General features: G+C 70.0%; 17 protein-coding genes. 4 read left to right on the top strand and 13 right to left on the bottom strand.

What is annotated here, in order from left to right; genetic code table 11:
• Positions 1–16: 16 nt before the first annotated feature.
• From ACZ5UM_RS09110 to ACZ5UM_RS09095, 4 genes are all read right to left on the bottom strand, one after another.
• Positions 17–781 carry a DeoR/GlpR family DNA-binding transcription regulator gene (locus ACZ5UM_RS09110; protein ID WP_464843660.1) on the bottom strand — a complete coding sequence of 255 codons (765 nt, stop codon included), beginning with the start codon at positions 779–781 and terminating at the stop codon, positions 17–19.
• 493 nt (positions 782–1274) lie between these two features.
• Positions 1275–1763 carry a hypothetical protein gene (locus ACZ5UM_RS09105; RefSeq protein WP_464843658.1) on the bottom strand — a complete coding sequence of 163 codons (489 nt, stop codon included), beginning with the start codon at positions 1761–1763 and terminating at the stop codon, positions 1275–1277.
• A gap of 222 nt (positions 1764–1985) precedes the next feature.
• Positions 1986–2918 (bottom strand): lysostaphin resistance A-like protein, encoded by a 933-nt coding sequence (locus ACZ5UM_RS09100; RefSeq protein WP_464843657.1) that lies wholly within the window; start codon positions 2916–2918, stop codon positions 1986–1988.
• Between the two features lie 235 nt (positions 2919–3153).
• Entirely contained in the window at positions 3154–5049 is a 1896-nt protein-coding gene (locus ACZ5UM_RS09095) for a PrkA family serine protein kinase (RefSeq protein ID WP_464843656.1), read from the bottom strand.
• A 228-nt stretch (positions 5050–5277) separates the two neighbouring features.
• On the opposite strand from ACZ5UM_RS09095, the gene ACZ5UM_RS09090 reads away from it, so the two are divergent.
• A complete protein-coding gene (locus tag ACZ5UM_RS09090) occupies positions 5278–5841 on the top strand; it encodes a hypothetical protein (protein ID WP_464843654.1) in 564 nt (187 codons plus the stop codon).
• Positions 5842–5930: 89 nt separating this feature from the next.
• On the opposite strand, the gene ACZ5UM_RS09085 is transcribed toward ACZ5UM_RS09090, so the two are convergent.
• Positions 5931–6704: an HAD-IIA family hydrolase gene (locus ACZ5UM_RS09085; RefSeq protein WP_464843653.1), complete on the bottom strand. Its 774-nt coding sequence runs from the start codon at positions 6702–6704 to the stop codon at positions 5931–5933.
• Between the two features lie 110 nt (positions 6705–6814).
• Here ACZ5UM_RS09085 and ACZ5UM_RS09080 point away from each other — a divergent pair, with 110 nt between their 5' ends.
• On the top strand, positions 6815–8185 hold the full coding sequence (locus ACZ5UM_RS09080; RefSeq protein WP_464843652.1) for a UDP-glucose dehydrogenase family protein: 1371 nt from the start codon (positions 6815–6817) through the stop codon (positions 8183–8185).
• A gap of 122 nt (positions 8186–8307) precedes the next feature.
• On the opposite strand, the gene ACZ5UM_RS09075 is transcribed toward ACZ5UM_RS09080, so the two are convergent.
• Positions 8308–9201, bottom strand: coding sequence for a hypothetical protein (locus ACZ5UM_RS09075; protein WP_464843651.1), 894 nt, complete (start codon positions 9199–9201; stop codon positions 8308–8310).
• Positions 9202–9313: 112 nt separating this feature from the next.
• Here ACZ5UM_RS09075 and ACZ5UM_RS09070 point away from each other — a divergent pair, with 112 nt between their 5' ends.
• Positions 9314–10378, top strand: coding sequence for a CotH kinase family protein (locus tag ACZ5UM_RS09070; RefSeq protein WP_464843650.1), 1065 nt, complete (start codon positions 9314–9316; stop codon positions 10376–10378).
• Positions 10379–10454: 76 nt separating this feature from the next.
• Here ACZ5UM_RS09070 and ACZ5UM_RS09065 read toward each other — a convergent pair whose 3' ends face one another.
• The 7 genes from ACZ5UM_RS09065 to ACZ5UM_RS09035 form a co-directional block, all read right to left on the bottom strand.
• The gene (locus tag ACZ5UM_RS09065; protein WP_464843648.1) at positions 10455–11270 is read right to left on the bottom strand and encodes a hypothetical protein; all 816 of its coding nucleotides are present in this window, start codon (positions 11268–11270) and stop codon (positions 10455–10457) included.
• 107 nt (positions 11271–11377) lie between these two features.
• Complete coding sequence (locus ACZ5UM_RS09060; RefSeq protein ID WP_464843647.1) at positions 11378–12256, bottom strand: NAD-dependent epimerase/dehydratase family protein; 879 nt, start codon at positions 12254–12256, stop codon at positions 11378–11380.
• A 3-nt stretch (positions 12257–12259) separates the two neighbouring features.
• A complete protein-coding gene (locus ACZ5UM_RS09055) occupies positions 12260–13387 on the bottom strand; it encodes a glycosyltransferase family 4 protein (RefSeq protein ID WP_464843646.1) in 1128 nt (375 codons plus the stop codon).
• A gap of 2 nt (positions 13388–13389) precedes the next feature.
• Positions 13390–14535 carry a glycosyltransferase family 4 protein gene (locus tag ACZ5UM_RS09050; protein ID WP_464843644.1) on the bottom strand — a complete coding sequence of 382 codons (1146 nt, stop codon included), beginning with the start codon at positions 14533–14535 and terminating at the stop codon, positions 13390–13392.
• Positions 14536–14543: 8 nt separating this feature from the next.
• Positions 14544–16088, bottom strand: a complete 1545-nt coding sequence (locus ACZ5UM_RS09045) for a CotS family spore coat protein (protein ID WP_464843643.1) — start codon at positions 16086–16088, stop codon at positions 14544–14546.
• 17 nt (positions 16089–16105) lie between these two features.
• Positions 16106–17179, bottom strand: a complete 1074-nt coding sequence (locus ACZ5UM_RS09040) for a glucose-1-phosphate thymidylyltransferase (protein ID WP_464843642.1) — start codon at positions 17177–17179, stop codon at positions 16106–16108.
• A gap of 1241 nt (positions 17180–18420) precedes the next feature.
• A complete protein-coding gene (locus ACZ5UM_RS09035; RefSeq protein WP_464843641.1) occupies positions 18421–18858 on the bottom strand; it encodes a hypothetical protein in 438 nt (145 codons plus the stop codon).
• A gap of 130 nt (positions 18859–18988) precedes the next feature.
• Between ACZ5UM_RS09035 and ACZ5UM_RS09030 the strand changes: the two genes are divergently transcribed.
• A complete protein-coding gene (locus ACZ5UM_RS09030) occupies positions 18989–20170 on the top strand; it encodes a M24 family metallopeptidase (protein WP_464843639.1) in 1182 nt (393 codons plus the stop codon).
• Positions 20171–20272 lie beyond the last annotated feature (102 nt).

Here is a 20272-nt window from a genome sequence, read left to right as displayed (position 1 = left end):
GTCTAATGCATCCCCTTTACTCGGCGGTGAGAACCTGAATGCCCCGGGAGAGCAGCTCGCCCGCCAGCCGCGGATCCAGGCCCCGGTCGCTGATCAGCATGTGCATGCTGCTCACGGGAGCGACGGCGGCGAAGGCCACGCGCCAGGCCTTGCTGCTGTCGGCCACCACCACCACCTTGCGGGCGGCGGCGATCATCCGCCGCTTGACAGACGCCTCCGCCGTGGTGGGTGTGGTCAGCCCGCGCTCGAGGTCGATGCCATTGGTACCCAAGAAGACGATGTCGGCATTTACCTGTTGCAGCGCGTGCTCCGCGAGCGGGCCCACCAGCGCCAGCGTCCTGCCCCTGACCGAGCCGCCGGTCACGATCACCTCGACGCCAGGCGCATCGGCCAGCTCTGCGGCGACGGGGTAGGCGTTGGTGACCACCGTCAGGTTGCGGCGGTCCTTCAGCAGTCGCGCGATCTCCAGCGTGGTCGTGCCGGCGTCCAGGATGATGGAGGCGCCGTCGTGCACCATGCCCGCCGCCACCCGGGCGATGGCCATTTTCTCGGCCCGGTTCTGGTCGGACTTCTCGGCGTAGCTGGGCTCCGAGAGCGTGGGGTCGGCCGGCACGGCGCCGCCGTGGGTCCGCTCCAGCAGCCCCTCCCGCTCCAGTTCCCGCAGGTCCCGGCGGATGGTGGATTCCGACACGCCGAAGGCCCTGCTGAGATCCTGCACGGTGACCGACGCGCCGCTGCGCACCCGCTCAATGATGCGACGCTTCCGCTCTTCCGGGAACATATGCTCACATCCAGTCGAATTATGATGACTGATCGTGCTCGATTATGCTCAGTTGTAAGTATACGCGATCGCATGGACGCGGTCAATACGCGAGATGGGCGACAAGGCAGAGGCGACCACCCCCGGCTCCGGGGGTGCTCGCCTCTGCCTTCACAACAACGCGGCGCCCGGGACGAAGAGGTCGTCCTGGACGCCGCGCATACCGTGCGCCGCCGGTTGTCCGCGGCATGGGTAGCCCGGCTGCTGGTTGCGCTGGCCACCCAAAAATGAGAAGCCGTTTCAGGTCCTGTACACCGTGATGTGGTACGCCAGGCCCGGGGAGGACAGCCCCGCGCTGGACTTCATGGGCGTCCACCCGCCGACCCTGCAGAAGGGCATTCCTCTGTATTGCCTGGCCCTTTCGTTCCCGCTGCTCCTCCGGGCCGCGGCAGCCCGGCGGAGACAGGCTTATGGCAGGTAGATGCACCGGCCCGATGGCGAGAGGCGTACCTCGTCACGACCCCGCCGCCGCGTTGGAGCTGTCCAGGTACATCTGGTAGTACACCATGGCCGCCAGCACCGCGGCGACCAGGTAGGGTACCCCTTCCACCTGCAGATCGCAATCCTTGCCGGCGACATCGCCGCCTATGCGTCCCCTGAGGAGCCCGTTCCCAGTGGTCAGCCGCATGTCGGCCCCGACGACGCTGCCGCCGATCCGGCCGGTGATCTGGTGGCCGTCCTGCTCCAGGGCGATGTCCCAGCCGACGACGTCGCCGCCCATGCGGCCTGTGCCGGTGTTGCCGCGGATCACGAAGCGCAGATCCCGCCCGTCGAATCTGCCGCCCCAGCGGCCCCGCAGCTCCGCGCCGTCGAACTCAAGCGCCACGTCCTTGCCGATCCAGGCGCCGCCGAAGCGGCCCGTGATGCTCCCGTGCTCGTAGGACACGCGAATGTCGTTGCCCACCCACGCGCCGCCGATACGGCCGGTGACTCTCCCTGCCATGTTCCCGGCCCCCTTCTGCATCGTCCGTCGGTCCACAAAGGGGCTGTCCGCCCGCTGAGGACGGCTCCTGTCCAGATGACGCTCATGACCTCACAGATGGTTCCGCCGGAGGGCGGACTCCACATCAGCTGAGGCGCCCCGGCGCGATCTCCGCGCCGGGCCTCCCAGCCCCGGGGAGGATCGTTCTCTCTGCTCCGGTCAGCGTGCGCAGGCTGCTGCGCCTCAACCCAGCAGGTTGAGGGTGATGTGCGCCGCGGTCGGCGCGATCAGGCTTCGGGTGCGCTGAGCGAGCATCCCGAACGCCAGGCCGATGGCAGCCTGGCTGGCCACGGACAGCGCCAGGCCCGCGCAGAAGTCACCCTGGAACATGGCGGTGTCTGCACCCAGGTGCCACAGCCCGAAGAGCAGGGAACTGACGACCAGGCTCCATTCCTCACCGATGAGCGGGTTCAGCCGGGACTGCAGGGCGCCTCGGAACAGGAACTCCTCCATGAATCCGTTCTGCAGGAAGTTGTCCAGCACGGCATACGGAAGCATGGAAACGGCCCGGGTGTTGCCGAGCGCGGTCCCCACCACCGCCAGGCCGGCCCAGACGATGAGAAAAGGCACCGTCAGGGCCCAGGAGCGATACCCCTGCCGCAGACCCATCTCCGCCGGCCTGACCCCCAGCAACAGCAGCACAGCGCCGGGCAGGACCATGTACAGGACGGGGTTGCGCACCCAGTTGTCGTTTCCGAACAGCCGCCCGCCAGCCCGTTCCAGGGCCTGCTCCAGCGGCGTCCACAGCGGAATCTGCTCCCACCCCGCCGGGGCGACCTTATGGAAGACCATGGCGCTCAGGCCCGTCAGGACGATGATGACGAGGATGACGGCCACCTGCGCCCACAGGGCTGCGCGGCTGTGGCGGGGGGCGTCGCCCTCAGGAGGAGACGGGGCGAGACGGTTCAGCAGGAGGGTGACGAAGAGGAGGGACAGGCCCGCGATGAGCGCGACCGAGACGACCAGGCGGGGGTAGCCGCGCCAGACCAGCGTGGCTGCGGCCACCAGCCACAGCGCCAGGAACGTGAGCCCGGCCGGATGGGTGAGGGCCTTGCGGATCTGACGCCATACCGATGTCCGCGGTGCAGGGTGGGTCCGGTTCGGGGAGTCCAGCATGGAGCACACCTCCTCGCCAGAGAAGACTGCTCGGCCACGCCCTCGGGTTCACCCCCTTCTGCCGGCCTGGGCCACCACACGGCTGGCCGGAGCGGCAGGCCCGCCAGACGTGTCTGGGCTCCCGCCCAACCGGCCGGGTGGGAGTGGCACAGCCACGACCCAGAGGAGCAGCCGGACCATGCCAACGAGCACCCCGCATGCGCAGGGTGCTCGCATCTTGCATCTCTTTGCCCGGCTACCTGCTGAGCAGCGTGCCCACGTACCGGATCAGCTCGTTCGCGCACACCTCGCAGTACCCGTGGTCGTCGATCAGCCGCTGGACCACCTCGTTGATGCGCTTCTGCTGCTCCGGGTCCGGCGTGCGGGTCGACGTGGTGATCTTCACCACGTTCTTCATGTCCGCGAACAGCTTCTTCTCGATGGCCTCCTTCAGCCGCTCGTGGCTGGTGTAGTCAAACTTCAGCCCCTTGCGGGCCAGGGTGGAGATGCGGATCATGATCTCCTCCCGGAAGGCCTTCTTGGCGTTCTCGGTCACGCCGATCTGCTCCTCGATGGAGCGCATCAGCTTCTCGTCCGGGTCCACCTCTTCCTCCGTGATCGGGTCGATCAGCTTCTGCTTGTTCACATACGCCTCGACGTTGTCCAGGTAGTTGTTGAACACCGACCGGGCCGTCTCCTCGAAGGCATAGATGAAGGCTCGCTGGATCTCGTTGCGGGCCAGCTCGTCGTACTCCTTGCGGGCCTCGTAGATGAAGTTCAGGTACTTCTCCTTGTCCTCCCGGGTGATGCCGGTGTGCTGCTCGAAGCCGTCCTTCAGCGCCCGCAGGGCGTCCAGCGGGTTGATGCAGGTGACGCCCTCCCGCACGAGCGCGCTGGAGAGCCGGTTGATGATGTAGCGGGGCGAAATGCCCACCATCCCCTCCCGCGGCGCCTCCTCCTGCAGCTCCCGGATGTCCTTCTGGGTGAAGCCCTCCACCGACTCGCCGTTGTACAGCTTCACCTTCTTGATGAGGCTGAGCCCCGCCTTCTTGGAGGGCTCCAGCCGGGTCAGGATGGCGAACAGCGAGGCGATGCGCAGGGTGTGCGGCGCGATGTGGATGCCCTTCAGCCCCGAGTCGTTGATGAGCTTCTCGTAGATTTTCACCTCGTGGTCTACCTTCAGGTTGTACGGCACGCGAACCAGAATCATGCGGTCCTTTAGCGCTTCGTTCTTCTTATTGTTTACAAAGGCGTTGAACTCGTTCTCGTTGGTGTGGCTGACGATGACCTCGTCGGCGTAGATCATGGCGAACCGGCCGGTCTTGATGGACTGCTCCTGGCTGAGCGTGAGCAGGCCGTAGAGGAACTTCTCGTCGCACTTCAGCATCTCGATAAACTCCATCAGGCCCCGGTTGGCCACGTTCAGTTCGCCGTCGAACCGGTACGCCCGGGGATCGGACTCGGTGCCGTACTGCCCGATGGTCGAGAGGTCGACGGAACCGGTCAGCTCAGATATGTCCTGGCTCTTCGGATCGGACGGCGTGAACGTGCCGATGCCCACCCGATTCTTCTCGGAAAAGGCGATGCGTTGCACGATCACGTCCTCTACCCGTCCGTCGTACTTGTCCTTCACCATCTGCCGGCACGCCGGGCAGAGGTCGCCCTCGATGTAGATGCCGTACTCCTTGCGGATCTCGTCCCGGAGCTCGTGCGGGATCAGGTGCAGCGGTTCCTCGTGCATCGGGCAGCCCTTGATCGCGTAGATGGCGCCCTCCTCGGTGCGGGACCAGCGCTCCAGGCCCCGCTTCAGCAGCGAGACGATGGTCGACTTGCCGCCGCCCACCGGCCCCATCAGCAGCAGGATGCGCTTGCGCACCTCCAGCCGCTTGGCCGCCGAGCGGAAATACTCCACCAGCTGCTCCAGCGGCTTCTCCAGCCCGAAGATCTCGTCGCTGAAGAACTTGTAGGTTTTCTGGCCGTCCGCGTTCTTCTCGACGCCAGCCGACATGATCATGTTGTAAACCCGCGCGTGCGCCAGGTCGGCCACTGCGGGGTTGCGCTTGACGATCTCGAAGTACTCCAGGAAGGTGCCTTCCCAGGCCAGGCGCTGCTCCTCCGCCCTGTGCTGCTCCAGCCGCTCCTTCAGATCCACGGGTACCCTCCTCTCTCCTCACGCCCGCCTCCTGTCAACGGTTGGGATAAAGTATATGAGGGAGGTCTGCTCCCGTGCCACGAAAAAGCGATGGGTCAAGCTTCTGCGGGGTGCGGTGGGCTGCGGCGGGCACAGGGACCCGGGAACGCCAGGAGGGATCGCCTGGTTGACACAGGGACCGCCTTCCGTCAGACTGTTCTCAGCACTCCGGAACGAGGAGGGTCCCCGATGAACCGACGGTGGCCAGGGGCGGCTCTGCCCGCCATCCTCCTGGCGGCCGCCCTGCTGGCCGGGTGCGCCGGCGCGCCGGCCGCGGAGCCCGTGGAAGTGACGGCGCTGATCCCCGCGGACATCCCCCCGGGAATGGAGCCGCAGACGCTGGACGAGGTGCCCTTCGCGGTGGAGCCGACCCTCCGGATCCTGCGAAAACCCGGGACGCCGACGGCAGGGATCGCCGCCGTGAAGATCATGGTCACCTCCCTCGCCGACGAGACGCTGGAGAACGTGCACGCCGCGGTGTGGCTGCCGGAGGAGGTTTTCCGCATCACCCCCAGGGCCCTGCTGGGCACCAACCTGGACCCCGGGATGTGGGACGTCGACCTGACGCCCGAGCAACCCGCGATGGGGCTGCTCACCGAGTTCGATTTCGCGGACTTCAGCCGGCGGGACGAGATCATCGCCGCGTTCAACGGCGACACCCGGGTGCGGATCGTGTGGGACGGCGGCGACGTGCTGTTCACCTTCCCCGCCGAGCTGTGGACGGTGGAAGTGGTCGGGGACGCGGCGCCCTGATCGCTCACGCACCGCCTGCCTGCACGCGCAACGCGCCCCGCGTGCGGCCGCACCGGCCGCACGCGGGGCGTCTGTCTCATCCCGTGTTGTCAGCCCAGCAGCCCGGCCACGCTCTCCAGCACGTAGTCCGGCTTCCAGGGCGAGCTCTCCACCTGCTCACGGCGGGTGATGCCCGTCAGCACCAGGGCCGTGGCCATACCGGCCTCCCGCCCCATGCGTATGTCCGTCTCCAGACGGTCGCCGACCATGATGCACCGATCGGGGGTGAGCCCGAGCAGGTCCATCGCCTCCTGCACGGTGATGGGCGACGGCTTGCCGGTGATCAGTTCCACCTTCTTGCCGGTGACCCCCTCCACCGCGCCGATCATCCCGCCCGCGTCGGCCACCTCGCCGCCGGGCACCGGGCAGGTGCGGTCGGGATGGGTAGCGATAAACCGGGCGCCGTTGCGGATGGCCTGAAGGGCGTCGTTGAGCTTCTGGTACGTGAACTGCCGGTCCCAGGAGACCACCACGTACTCGCAGTCCAGCGGGTCGGTGACCAGCCGGATGCCCCGCATCCTGAGCTCGGCCGCCAGCGGCTCCTCGCCGATCAGGTAGACCCGGCAGCCGGGCGATACCCGGCTCAGGTAGCGGGCCATCACGATCGACGAGTTGAGCACCTCCTCCACCGCCGCCTGGATGCCCAGTCGGTTCAGCTTGGCCGCGTAACTCGCGGCCGGCTCGATGGGCTTGTTGGAGAGGAAAGCGATTCTCGCGCCCCGGCGGCGCAGCTCGGCCAGGGTCTCGGGGGCCCCGGGGATCACCTGGTCCCCCAGGTAGAGCGTGCCGTCCAGATCGAAGATGTATCCGTCGAATGACTTCAACCAGCTTAACCCCCATTGCGCTTCAGGCTCAGCATGAGCACAGGTTCGCTAAGGCCGCCGCAACTCCTGCCCCATAAGATGAAACATCACCTTCACCGGGGGGAAGCTTCTTGCCCATCGCCGTGGCCGGAGCAGGCTATGTTGGCCTGACCACAGCCGTCTGCCTCTGCGAACTGGGACACGAGGTACTGCTCCTGGAGATCGATGCCCAGCGCGTGGCCCGCTTGCAGCAGGGCGAATGCCCCTTTTATGAACCCGGCATGGACCAGCTGCTGCAGCGCCACCTGGGCCGCTCCCTGACGGTAACGACAGCGCTCGATGAGGCCGTGCGCCGCGCCGAGATGCTCATCGTCTGCGTCGGCACGCCGCAGACCGCCTCGGGCGCCCCCGACCTGGGAGCGCTCTGGCGCCTCCTGACCGACCTGCGGGCGCGCCGTCCGGCGCATCCTCTGACCGTCGTGCTGAAGTCAACCGTTCCGCCGGGCACCAACCGCCTGGCACAGCGCCGGCTGGGTCCGGGCTTTGCCGTGGTCTCCAACCCCGAGTTCCTGCGGGAGGGGACCGCCATCCACGACTTCTTCCACCCCGACCGGATCGTCGTCGGCGCTGAGAGTGCGGAAGCGGCCCGGCAGGTTGCCGGCCTGTACCGGGGCATCGAGGCGCCGGTGATCACCACCGGCTGGGAGGAAGCGGAGCTGATCAAGTACGCCAGCAACGCCTTCCTGGCGGTGAAGCTCTCCTTCGCCAACGAGGTCGCGGCGCTGGCCGACGCCCTCGGCGCCGACGGCCTGGCCGTGCTGCGGGGCGTCGGCCTGGACAGGCGCATCGGCAGCCACTTCCTGGCGCCGGGCCCCGGGTACGGGGGATCCTGCCTGCCCAAGGACCTGGCGGGCCTGCTCTGGACCGCCCGCCGCCGGCGCGTGCGCCTGGACCTGCTGCCGGCGGCCCGCCGCGCCAACCTCAGGCAGCGGGCGCGGGTGCTGGCCCGGCTGGGGCCGGTGGCCGGGCGGCGCATCGCCGTCTGGGGCCTGGCCTTCAAGGCCGGCACCGACGACGTGCGGGAGTCGCCGGCGCTGGCGATCGTCCCGGCGCTCCTGGCGCAGGGGGCACGGGTGGCCGCGCACGATCCCCAGGCCCTGCACACCTTTGCCGCAGCCCTGGCCGCCAGCCTGAACCCGGCCGGGGACGGGGAACAGGCGCCCCAGGGGCGCACCGCAGACGACGGGAAGGGGACCACCTGCGGGCCAGGCGGTCTGCCCAACGGGCTTCAGCTGGTCGACGACCCCTGGGAAGCTGCCCGCGGCGCCGACGCGCTGCTGGTGCTCACGGAGTGGCCGGCGTACGCCGCCGCTTCGCCGGCGCAGATCCGGGACGCGCTGGCCGGGGACCTGGTCGTCGACGCCCGGAACCTCTTTGACCCGGAGGCGATGGCAGCCGCCGGGCTGCGGCACATCGGGGTGGGACGGGGCGGCGGGCGCTGATGGACGCCCGTCCCCCGCCCGCCCGGACCGGCGGCGGGGTTCCCGCCCCGGCGGCGCCCGCGAAAACGGGGCTGCCCCGGCGTCATCCCCGATGACGGGCCGGACAGCCCCTTTGCCCTTCCTCAGAACCCGGCGCTGCCGCCGAAACCATCTTCGTCGCCCCCGGCGCCATCGTCGCCGCCGGAGACGTCGTCGTCACCGTCAGCGTCGACGCCGGAGCCATCATCGTCACCCTCGGCGGCGGCGTAACCGCCGGAACCATCGTCATCCCCGTCGGCGTCGCCTTCGTCGCCGGATCCGGCGTCGTCGGCCATGTCAGCCTCCGCGCCCGCCATGTCCGCGTCGCCCTCACCCGACCCGTTGTCGTCGTCCTCGCCGGACCCGCCGTCGTCGCCGGCGTCGTCACCGGACCCGGCATCGCCGCCGGATCCATCATCGTCCCCATCGTCCGCGGCGTCACCGCCGGCCCCATCGTCCCCGTCGGCGTCGTCCTCGTCGCCGGACCCGGCGTCGTCCTCCATGTCGGCCTCCGCGGTGACCACGTCCGCCTCCACTTCACCCGACCCGTCGTCGTCGGCGTCCTCGCCGGACCCGCCATCGTCGTCGGCGTCGTCACCAGACCCGGCATCGCCGCCGCCAGATCCATCGTCATCGCCCCCGGCGTCGTCGTCGCCGTCGGAGCCATCGTCGTCGCCCCCGGCATCCCCGCCGCCGGAGCCGTCATCATCCCCGGACCCGTCGTCGCCGCCGCCCCCGTCGGCATCGGCGCCGGCCAGGTCCGCCTCGTCGCTGCCGGACCCGTCGCCCGACCCGGAACCCGACGCGTCGCCGGAGCCGCTCTCGTCGCCCGAGCCCGAACCGGACCCATCCCCGGAGCCGCTTCCGTCCTCAGCGTCACCGGTCGCCTGCAGCAGGTGCGCCCGAACCGGCTCTTCCGCATAGAGTGATTCCATATCCCGCTTCTCTTCCTCCACCAGGTTCAGCAGACGCTCCATCAGGTTCCCGGACTGAGCCATGTTCGCATCCCTCCGCCGTGGTCATACGGTCCTGCTGCGACCTGACGGTCCATCCTATGCCCGCGCGCCGCGTTACGTCACCTGGCCCAAGTCCTGCGAAGGGTGTGAACCCATGGACTTCTGCGATCTCGACCTGGGGCCGGACCCCTGGCCCCGGCTTGCGGAGGGCAGCCTCACCGGCTCGCTCCGCTGGAACGGGGGGGCCGCGCTGCCGGTCACGGTACGCATCCGCGGGGCACACTCCCGCAAGTTCCCCAAGCGCTCTCTGCAGGTGACCCTCCGGGCGGCACCCCTGCCCGACGAGCCCCCGGCCGGACACACCGTGCGACGCATCCACCTGAACGCCGACTTCGTCGACCCCACCCTGCTCAGGTCGGCGCTCTCCTACACCCTCTTCCCGCTGTTGGGGGTGGACGCGCCCCGGTGGCGGCACGTCCTCCCGACGGTCAGCGGTGAGCCGGCCGGGCTGTACGTCGCGCTGGAATCGGTGGACCGGGATTTCTGCCGCCGGCGGGGATGGACGCCCGGTCCGATTTTCTACGCCACCAACCGCAACGCCAACTTCGGGCTGATCAGCCCCTTCACCCGGACCCTGAAGGAACCCCTGGAGCGGGGCTATCTCCCGGTGGAAGGGGCGGACCCGGAGCCCATCCGGCAGATGCTGCTGGCCGTCAACCTGGCCGACGATGCCTCGCTGATGCAGGTCGTCCACCGGTGGTTTGACCTGGACCGCTACCTGCACTGGGTGATCGGCGCGGTCTTCGTGGGCAACCGCGACGGCTTCGTGCACAACTACGCCCTCTACCTGGAGCCCGAGGAGCAGCGGTTCCGCATCATCCCGTGGGACTACGACGCCACCTGGGGCATCGACATCCACGGGCGGCCCGCCCGGCTGGACCGGGTGCCCGTCACCGGGTGGAACAAGCTGTCCCACCGGATCTTCGCGCACCCGGAGGGACGGCGCCGCTTCCGCGCGGCCTTCCGCCGGGCCCTGGACGGCCCGCTGGCGCCCGACAACGTGCTGCCGCTCATCGACCGGCTGAGCCGGGCGGTGGAGCCGTGGCGGGAAAGGGACCCATACCTGCGCAGGGCCGATTACGCCCGGGAGGTCGACCGGCTCCGCCGCTGGGCCATCGACCGGCGGGCCCTGCTGCTTCGGGAGCTGGCGGCGCTCTGACGGTGACGAGGGGCTGCCCCGGCCGGTTCCGGATGACCTCGCCATCCGAAACGGCCGGGACAGCCCCTCACGCGTTCTACTGCACGATGGAGATGCGGGGCCGCGTCGGTCCGCGGAAGTGCGCGACCGCGGTGCTCACGCGGCGGACCTCCACGGAGGCCACGGCCGCCAGGTCGGTCCGGTCGTAGGCGTCGGCCTTCGTCTCCGGCTGCGGCTCCTTGCGCGCTGCGAACTCCGCGTCCGGCTCGATGTCGGTCTCCAGTCCCGCATCCCACTCCGGCTCCGCTGCCGGTCCGGCGTCCGTCTCCCCGCCGGCGGCGGCTTCCTCGGCGCCGTCCGCTTCGGCCCACGGCTCGAATTCGGGCTCCGGTTCCCACTCGGCGTGAATCTCCTCCACGCTCTCGGAAGAGTCGCTGGTCTCCGAGCTGTAGGCGTCCAGGTCCGCGCCGTCCTCCAGGAGGACGAAGGCCTTCACCCAGAGCCGGGCCATCCCCACCGTCTCGAGGGCGACGTGCATCTCCAGCGTCAGGTGGAACAACCCGTCCCGCACCTCCGCCTCCAGGCACCGTGCGCCCCGCAGCAGGCGGCCGGTGGTCTCGGTTTCTCCGACGACCCGGGCGACCAGCGGCACATCGGCGGGTTCCGCATGTGTGCAGGCGATGCGCTGCACCCGGGTCTCGTCCCCCGCACTGCACCAGACCTCGCAGACGGCGGAAAGGCGCACCTGCGGCCCTTCGGCGCCGTCTTCCACGGTCACCTGCGGGTGGCTCACGTGGACCCCGAGCACACAGTCTGTGCCGTCCGCGGGCGCCGTGTGCGTCCAGACGACCCGGCGGTCGCACCGGCCCACGACGGCACGGGTCATGATCTCCTGCAGCCGTATGCTGGACAAGGGCAATCCTCCTCACGGGCTATGTGTTCGTATCAACCTATGCGGAACGGCGGCGAACTGCTCCCGGCCCGGACACCGGCAGCAGCGGGCCCGCCGGGGGGCCGGCCTCACGCCCGCTGCGCCAGGAGCCACTTATACTGCTGCCACAGGCCGTCCTCCAGGGAGGTCGACGGCAGGAAGCCCACCTCCCGCCACAGCCGCTCGGTGTCGGCCCGGGTCTCCCGCATGTCCCCCGGGGCGGGGGGCAGGTGCTCGACCCGGATGGGCCGTCCCGTAATGGCGGCGATGAGCCGGATCGCCTTCTGGATGCTGACAGCGCTGCCGCCGCCTACGTTGATGGGCACCCCCACCACGGGATGCAGGGCGGCCCGTTGGGTGGCCGTGACGGCATCGCCCACGTAGGTGAAATCTCGGACCTGGCTGCCGTCGCCGTAGATCTGGATCGGCTCGCCGCGCAGCGCCGCATTCAGCCAGCGGCTGAACGCCATGTCAGGACGCTGCCGGGGGCCGTAGACGGTGAAGTAGCGCAGCGCCACCCAGGGAATGCCCGCCGTCCGGCCGTACAGGTCGCAGAGCTGCTCGGCCGCGAGCTTGGTGAGGCCGTAGGGGGAGACTGGGAGGGCCGGCCCGTCCTCCCGGGCCGGCATGGGCGCGTCGCCGTACACCGACGACGTGGAGGCCAGGACGAACTTCTTCAGGGGCCGCCCCCGGAGGGCCTCCAGGAGCCGCTGGGTGGTCTGCAGGTTGCCGGAGAGGTAGGCGGGGAACTGGCTCCAGCTCTCCCGCACGCCCGGCTGCCCCGCCAGGTGCACCACGTACTCGGCGCCGTCCAGGAGCGGCGCCAGGTCCATCGTGAGCAGGTCGCCCTGGACGTCGGCCCCCGGACGGCGGTCCACACCCACCACGTCGTGCCCTGCGGCCCGGAGCGACTCCACCAGGTGCGATCCGATGAACCCCGCCGCGCCGGTCACGAGAAAGCGTGCCACATCTCACCCCTCCAGTACCGCCAGAAGTTCGGCCGCCACCCGGCTCCACCCGAACCGGGCCTCGGCCAGCCGGCGGTTCGCCTCTCCCATCCGCTGCCGAAGGGCCGGGTCATCCAGCAGCGCCCGGATGGCGGCGGCGAACGCCTCCGGGCTGTCATGGGGCCGCACCAGAAGACCGTTCCGCCCCTCCGCCACCACCTCCGCGTTGCCGCCCCGGTCGGTGGTCACGACCGGCAGGCCGCAGGCCATGGCCTCGAAGTGCACCCTGGCCAGCGGCTCCTCCCACTGGGAGGCGCACACGAAAAGATCGGCCATCCGGAAGAAGGCGTCGACCTCCGCGTAGGGCACGTAGCCCATCATCCGCACACGGCCGCCCAGCCCGGCGGCCTGTCGCGCCACCGCCTCTACGTATGCATCGGCGTCGTTGCGCCCGTACCAGCGGGAACCCACGTGCACCAGCACCGCGTCGGGGTGCGTCGCCGCCACCCGCTCCATCGCCCCCAGGACCACGTGGATGCCCTTCTTGGGCGACAGCCTGCCCACCGAAAGGATCACGGGCCGTTCCCCCAGCCCGAGCGCTGCCCGCAGCGCCCGGGAGGCCGGAGACGGACCCGGGCGGAAGCGGTCCAGGTCCACCCCGGAGTAGATGGTGCGGAACTTCCCGGCGAACTCGGCGTAGTGGGCGACGGCGCTCTGCCGGATGAACTCGCTGATCGTCACCACGCCGTCCAGCAGGGCGAGGATCCGCCGCGCCCGCCCCGGAGGGATCCGGTCCGGGGCGAGCATGGCGTTGTGCAGCGACAGGATGAGCCGGGCGCCGGGGGCGGCCCGGGCGATGCGCTCGACGAAGGCCGGGCGGTTGAAGATCTCCACCGCGTCCCAGGACTCCGTCGCCAGAAAGGCGGCCACCCGGTCGGCGTAAGCTTCCGGGCCGTCATCGGCCGCAACCCGGACGAAGCGGGCGCCGCCCGCCTCCTCCGCCTCCGGCAGCGCCGGGTCGGTCCGGCACACCACCGTCACGGCGTGCCGGGCCGCCAGGAAGGGCAGCACGCCGTCGATATACGTCTGGATCGCCCCGCCCCGTACCGGGGGCACCGGCAGCTTCTCCGTGCAGACCAGGGCGATGCGCATGCCTACCCCTGCTCCCAGACGGACCGGATCTCGGACGCCACCCGGTCCCAGCCGAAGTGGGCTTCGGCCAGCGCCCGGCCCCGGCGGCTCATCCGGGCCCGCACGTCGTGGTTGCTCAGCAGGTGCAGGATCGCCCGGGCGAAGGCTTCGGGATTCCCGGGATCCTCCACCACCAGGCCGTTGCCCTGCCCGCGCACCACCTCGGGGTTGCCGCCCCGGGCGGTGGTGATGATGGGCAGCCCGGCGGCCATGGCCTCGTAGTGCACCCGGGCCAGGGGCTCCTCCCACTGGGAGGCGCAGATGAAGAGGTCGCCCGCGGCGAACCACTCGTGCACCTGATCGGCCGGCACGTACCCGGTGGTGTGCACCTTCAGTGGCGCCCGTGCGGCCAGGGCCCGCACGTACGCGACGTAGTCGCTGATGCGGTCCTCGCCGTACCACTTGCTGCCCACGAGGACCAGGCTGGCCTCGGGATACCGGCGTGCGATCGGTCCCATCGCCCGCACGAGGATGTCGGCCCCCTTCTTCGGCGAGAGCCGCCCCACGTAGAGCAGGATGGGGCCCCGCCCCAGCCCGTGCTCGGCCCGCAGTCGCTGCCGGATCCGGCGGGCCTCCGGCGACCAGATCGGCACGAACCGCTCCAGGTCCACGCCGGAGTAGATGGTGCGCCACTTGCCCTTCGCCTCCGGGTAGAGGGCTTCCACCCCCCGGCCGATGAAGTCGCTCACGGTGACGATGCGCTCCACCGCGCCGATGGCCTCCCGGGCCTCTTCGGGACCGATCTTCTCCGGCCGGAACATCTCATTATGAAGGCTGAGGATCAGCCGGGTCTCGGGCAGGACCTTCCGCACCGGCATCACCAGCCGCGGCCGGTTGAACAGGTGGATCAGGTCAAACCGCTGCCCCACCTTGCCCAGCACGCGCACCACCCGCTCCAGGTACTGCGGGAAGGGGCCGCCGGGAATGCGCCAGTACTCGACGCCGTCGCGGATTTCCCGGTCGGGGAGCTCGGGGTCCGCCACGCCCAGCACCGTCACCCGGTGGTCCCGCGCAAGGCGCGGCGCCACCGCGTGGATATACGTCTGGATCGCCCCGCCCCGCACTGGCGGCACGGGCAGCTTCTCGGTGCAGATCATCAGGGTGCGCAAGGGACCGGTCACCTCCTCCGCTTCAGACCCAGCTCCCGCAGGGCCTGCTGCTTGCGCTCGTCGGTGACCAGGAGCCGTTGCAGGGCGGCGACCATGGCGCCGTCCAGCATGTTGGGGTCGTAGAGCACGTCCTTGACCAGCTTGTAGAACTCGTTGGGGAGATACATGTCGATCAGCATCACCTGCATCGCCTCAGGCTCGATGGGGTGCACCTCGTGGTAGGCTCTGATCATCGCCTTCATCCACGTGAGGTCCCAATCGCCCCGGTCGTCCATGGTGCCGGTGATCAGCTTTCTGAGGTCGCGGAAGGCGAGGTCGAAGGCGACGCCGTCCAGGTCGATGATCCAGATCTTGCCGTCGGGCCCCACCTGCCCGTTGGACCAGCCGTAGTCCTGGTGGGCCAGGCCCCAGGCCTGGTCACCGCGGGCGATGAGCTTGCGGTAGGCAGAGGCCTCCAGCATCCGGATCGCCTCGTCGGCCTGAGCCTTGAAGCGGGGCAGTACCTCCAGCAGCAAGGGGCTGGCAGGCATGTCGCGGTACGCGCGGGCCAGGTGCTCGAACCAGTCGAGCTTGGTTCTGAGCTTCTGGTAGACCCGGGGCCAGCGGTGGAGCCGGCTGGCGTGGGCTGCGCCCGGTGGCGGCTGGTATCCCAGCGACTTGCGGTGGAACTCGGCCAAGCCGCTGCAGAGCAGGGCTGCGCCGTCCACCGTGTCCTTCGGGGCCTGTCGCAGCCCCTCGATCCACTCCGCGACGATGAACATGCGGCCGTCAACCACCGTGAAGAGACGCCCGTCGCGGGCCGGCACCAGCGGCGCCACCCGGGCCTTGCGCCGGACCAGGTACTGCTGTGCGCCGATGGAGAAGAGGTTTCGCTCGAAGGGGCGGTGCAGCAGCTTCAGGGCGCGGGGGCCGCGGTTCGTTTCGATCCGCCAGATCGCGCCCCAGCCCTTCTCGGGCTTGGTCGCGGCGACGGTCCATCCGGTGACCTTCATGTCCCAGGCCTTCGCCGCCCGCTCGGCGAGGGCCTGAATCTCCGGCGGCACCGCGAGGTCGGGGTATGCCTCCTCCGCGGCGGGCGTCCGCGGGCGAACGGCCGGGCTCCGGGACGCCATCCGCAGCCGTGCGTCTGCGCTCCGGGGCACCGCGGGACGCCGCCCGACGTCGCCCCACGCGGACGGGTGGCGCCACACCTCGACATCGTCCCACTCCGCCGCACGCCGCTGCGTCTCGACGTCCGACTGCGCTGTGCGCCGCCGCACCTCGACGTCGTCCCCCTCTGCCGGGTGCCGTCCCACCTCGACGTCGTCCCCCTCTGCCGGGCGCCGTCCCACCTCGACGTCGGCCGAGTGCGCCGGGCGCCACCGCACCCTGTCCTCCTCGCGTCCGCGAAGCCGCCCCTCACCATCCTCCGCCTGCGTATCCGGGTGTCCGGTGCGGCTCAGTCTCTGAATGGGCTCGTCGCTCGCCGAACCGATGATCTGCACGCTGCCCGACGCGGGCACGAAGACGCCGGCGCCCGCCGGCACGTAGATGATAACGGGGCTGTTCTTCACCGGGTCACCTCCCATACTCACTGCGGCCGCAGCGGCATCGCGAGGCGGGCATCGTCGCCCACCACCAGGGTGACGGGTCCCGCCGGCCGCGCCGAGACTGACGCGCCGGCGCCCACCACCGAATCGGCGAGACACAGCCCCGGCCCCGCCAGCCGGGAGCCGGGGAGGAGAATGGAGTTCCACACCTTTGCGCCCTCCAGGACTGCGCCATCCCCGATGCTGGTGGACGGGCCGACCTCGCTGTCGGTCAGCCGGCAGTCCGCGCCGATGACCAGCGGCCCCCGCAGCCGCACCCGGCGGAGGACGGCACGCGGTCCGACCGCAACGGTCCCCTCGATTCGCACATCCTCCAGGACGGCCGTTGGATCCACCCCTGGGGTCATGGCGTTCAGCAGCCGGGCGTTGGCCGAGAGCAGCCCGTCGGCGCTGCCGGCGTCCACCCACCAGCCGGTGAGCCGGTGGCCCAGGACGGTGCGGCCATCCTGGATCAGCCGTGCGATCGCGTCGGTGATCTCCAGCTCACCGCGGGCCGAGGGCGTGAGGCCTGCAATGGCGTCATGCACGACGGGCGAAAAGAAATAGATGCCCGCGATGGCCAGGTCCGAAGGCGGCTTCGACGGCTTTTCCACCACCGCGGTCACCCGGCGGCCGTGGAGCGCCGCCACGCCGAACGCCCGGGGATCGGCCACCCGCTGCAGGGTGAGCAGCGCCGCGGGAGCCGCGGTGCGAAACAGGCGCAGGGCGGGGCTCAGGTCCTCGTTGGTCAGGTTGTCGCCCAGGTAGAGCAGGAAGGGCTCTTCTGCCAGGAAGGAGCGGGCGGCGGCCACGGCGTGGGCGATACCGCCGGGCTCGGCCTGCAGGATGACGCTGATCCGCTGCGGAGACCACCGCTGGACGCTCTCAGCCAGCGCCTCCTGGCCGGGGCCGACGACGACCCCGATCTCGTCGAATCCGTGCTTGGCGAGGTAGGCGAAGATGTGCTGCCAGATGGGTCGCCCGGCAACGGGAAGCGATGCCTTCGCCCAGGTGTGGGTCAGGGGCCGCAGCCGGGTGCCGCGGCCTGCGCAGAGAACCAGGGCCCTCACATCCATCCCTGCCTTTCCTCCTTCCACCGTATGCAGCGGAGCCGGGCGAGGTTTACGTAACAGCTGCGGCCCGCGGCGCCAAGGCCGCGGGCCGCAGCTGTTGTGATGCGTCCGGATCGGGTTCGCCCGGGGTGTACGTGCAGGGACAACACGTGCCGGCAGCGGGGGATGCTGCGTGGCGCTCCGGTCCATCCTCCCGGGCAACCCTGCTCGGAGCGTATGGCGGCTGCCGACGTGATCCCAGTTGAACCTCAACATGGGAACCCCAGGTTTTCGACTTCGGCGCCGGGGCCAAAGTGAAAAAGCGGCCTTTCCCACTCGGCTGCGTGGCCGCGCGAAGGTTCTGCACCCCAGCGTCGCCACCGACGGGTACCACCGAGATGACATAACGCGGCCTCTGCGTTGACATTACCGCCGCCGACAGCGACAGCCAACGTGATCCCGGGCCCACCTCAACATGGGAACCCCAAGTTTTCGACTTCGGCTCCGGGGCCAAAGTGAAAAACCGGCGTTTCCCACCCGGCTGCGGGGCGGTGCGAAGGTTCTGCACCCCAGCGTCGCCACCGACGGGTACCACCGAGATGACATAACGCGGCCTGTGCGTTGACATAACCGCCGCCGACAGCGACAGCCGACGTGATCCCGGGCCCACCTCAACATGGGAACCCCAAGTTTTCGACTTCGGCGCCGGGGCCAAAGTGAAAAAGCGGCCTTTCCCACTCGGCTGCGTGGCCGCGCGAAGGTTCTGCACCCCAGCGTCGCCACCGACGGGTACCACCGAGATGACATAACGCGGCCTCTGCGTTGACATTACCGCCGCCGACAGCGACAGCCAACGTGATCCCGGGCCCACCTCAACATGAGAACCCCAAGTTTTCGACTTCGGCTCCAGGGCCGAAGTGAAAAACCGGCGTTTCCCACCCGGCTGCGGGGCGGTGCGAAGGCTCTGCACCCCAGCGTCGCCACCGACGGGTACCACCGAGATGACATAACGCGACCCGTGCGTTGACATAACCGCCGCCGACAGCGACAGCCAACGTGATCCCGCGCCACCTCAACATGGGAACCCCAAGTTTTCGACTTCGGCGCCGGGGCCAAAGTGAAAAACCGGCCTTTCCCACTCGGCTGCGTGGCGGCGCAAACCAACATACCCCCGGCCGACACCCCCAGGGCCGCGCCCCCGACAGCCGCAACGCCCAAAGAGAAGACCCGCGGCCGAAAGACCGCGGGTCACAGGCGATATGTGGTCAGCGTGCGGGCACGTGGTCCTCCGCCCGAACCCAGTAGCGGGTGAGCGCCCTGGCCTCCACCTCCACGGTGACGGCCAGGTCCACATGGATCTGATCCTCCTCCACCCGCACCCCGGTGGTGCGCGGGCTGCCGATGACCCGCAGGTCATACGAAGGGTCGTTCAGCAGATTCCCCCGCACAGCGACCGCAATCGGCTGCACGGTCTGGCACGGGACCCGCGTCACCCGGGTGCCGTCCTGGCCGAGGGACCAGATGTCGACCTCGACCGTGAGCTCGGCCTGCGGCGTCTCGCCCTCCCGGCGCAGGCTGGACGCCACGCGGCCGGGCCGCACCCCCAGGACCTGGACCGCCCCCTCGGCCGGCATGGTGTGGGTCCAGGCGAGGGTGTGCTCGGCCCGCCCGACGACCGCTTCGCTGATGATCTCCAGAAGCATGGGCCACCTCCTCTCCGGCGCGGAGCACGGCTGCGTCTGGTCCAGCGTATGCACCGGGGATGCCCGTCGCCCCACGCCCGCGGCCGTCGTCAAAATTGAACAGAAATCCCGGCAAAGGAGAGGAGTTCCCATGCTGCTGACGCCCCGCCCCGAACTGGAACGCCGTATCGGCCGCCTGCAGGCCCGCCTGCAGGAGCAGGGACTGGATGGCGCGCTGCTCCACAGCACCACCTCGCTCCTCTACTTCACGGGGTCCGCCCAGCAGGGCCACCTCTGGGTGCCGGCAGACGGTACGGCGCGCTATCTCGTCCGCCGGGTGCTGGCCCGGGCCCGCCGCGAGTCGCCCCTGGGCGACATCGAGCCGCTGACCAGCCTGCGCGCCCTCCCGGAACACCTGGGCGGGGCCCGCCGCATCGGGATGGAACTGGACCGCATGCCGGTCGCGCAGTTCGACCTGTACCGGCGTTACCTCCCCGACGTGGAGGCGGTAGACGTGGGCCCGGTGCTCCGCCACCTCCGCGCCGTGAAGTCCCCGTGGGAGGTGGAGCGCATCCGGGCGGCTGCACGGGCGGCGGACCAGACCTACCGGGCGCTCTTCGAGGCGCTGCGGGAGGGCATGACAGAGCTGGAGCTGTCGGTGGTCGGCGAAAGCGCCCAGCGGCTGGCCGGTGCGCAGGGGATGATCCGCTGGCACGCGCACAACGCCTTCGAGTCCCCCGCCATGATGGTGCTGGCCGGCGAGTCGGCCCTCGCGTTCTCCTTCGCCGACACCCCCTTCGGCGGCGAGGGGCTCACCCCGGCAGCCCCCTACGGCGCCAGCCGGCGCGCCATCCGCCGGGACGAGCCGGTCTGCGTGGACTATCCCACCGTGGTGGACGGCTACGTCCACGACCAGACCCGCACCATGGTGATCGGCAGACTGGAGCCGGAGCTGGTCCGGGCCCACGAGGCCTGCCGGGCCATCCTGGACATGATCGCCGCCGAGGCCCGCCCCGGCGCCACCGGCGAGCAGCTCTGGGAACGGAGCGTCGCCATTGCCCGGGAGACAGGGCTGGAGGCGCACTTCATGGGTTGGGGCGACAGCCGGGTGCGCTTCGTCGGTCACGGCGTCGGGCTGGAGCTGGACGAGTGGCCGATCCTGGCCCCGCGCCAGACCACGCCCCTGGAGGCCGGTCACGTGATCGCGGTGGAGCCCAAGTTCTTCTTCCCCGGCTGCGGCGCGGTGGGGCTGGAGTCCACCTTCCTGGTCACCCCCGCCGGGGCGGAGCGGCTCTCCCTCACGCCCGAGGAGCTCGGCGTGAAGGACGTGTAAGCCGACGCCCCGGGTGCACCCCGACTGACCCAGCCAAAAAAGAGCAGAGGCCCCAAAAAAGAGCAGAGGCCCCCCCGGCGGGGGCCTCCTTTGTTGCACACA

Source organism: Symbiobacterium ostreiconchae, assembly GCF_055396975.1.
This window is presented reverse-complemented; position numbering and strand designations above follow the sequence as displayed.

Bases quoted from the DNA above. Each gene is read 5' to 3' on its own strand.
- ACZ5UM_RS09110 (WP_464843660.1), bottom strand. From the start codon at position 781: ATGTTCCCGGAAGAGCGGAAGCGTCGCATCATTGAGCGGGTGCGCAGC.
- ACZ5UM_RS09105 (WP_464843658.1), bottom strand. From the start codon at position 1,763: ATGGCAGGGAGAGTCACCGGCCGTATCGGCGGCGCGTGGGTGGGCAAC.
- ACZ5UM_RS09100 (WP_464843657.1), bottom strand. From the start codon at position 2,918: ATGCTGGACTCCCCGAACCGGACCCACCCTGCACCGCGGACATCGGTA.
- ACZ5UM_RS09090 (WP_464843654.1), top strand. From the start codon at position 5,278: ATGAACCGACGGTGGCCAGGGGCGGCTCTGCCCGCCATCCTCCTGGCG.
- ACZ5UM_RS09075 (WP_464843651.1), bottom strand. From the start codon at position 9,201: ATGGCTCAGTCCGGGAACCTGATGGAGCGTCTGCTGAACCTGGTGGAG.
- ACZ5UM_RS09070 (WP_464843650.1), top strand. From the start codon at position 9,314: ATGGACTTCTGCGATCTCGACCTGGGGCCGGACCCCTGGCCCCGGCTT.
- ACZ5UM_RS09055 (WP_464843646.1), bottom strand. From the start codon at position 13,387: ATGCGCATCGCCCTGGTCTGCACGGAGAAGCTGCCGGTGCCCCCGGTA.
- ACZ5UM_RS09040 (WP_464843642.1), bottom strand. From the start codon at position 17,179: ATGGATGTGAGGGCCCTGGTTCTCTGCGCAGGCCGCGGCACCCGGCTG.
- ACZ5UM_RS09035 (WP_464843641.1), bottom strand. From the start codon at position 18,858: ATGCTTCTGGAGATCATCAGCGAAGCGGTCGTCGGGCGGGCCGAGCAC.
- ACZ5UM_RS09030 (WP_464843639.1), top strand. From the start codon at position 18,989: ATGCTGCTGACGCCCCGCCCCGAACTGGAACGCCGTATCGGCCGCCTG.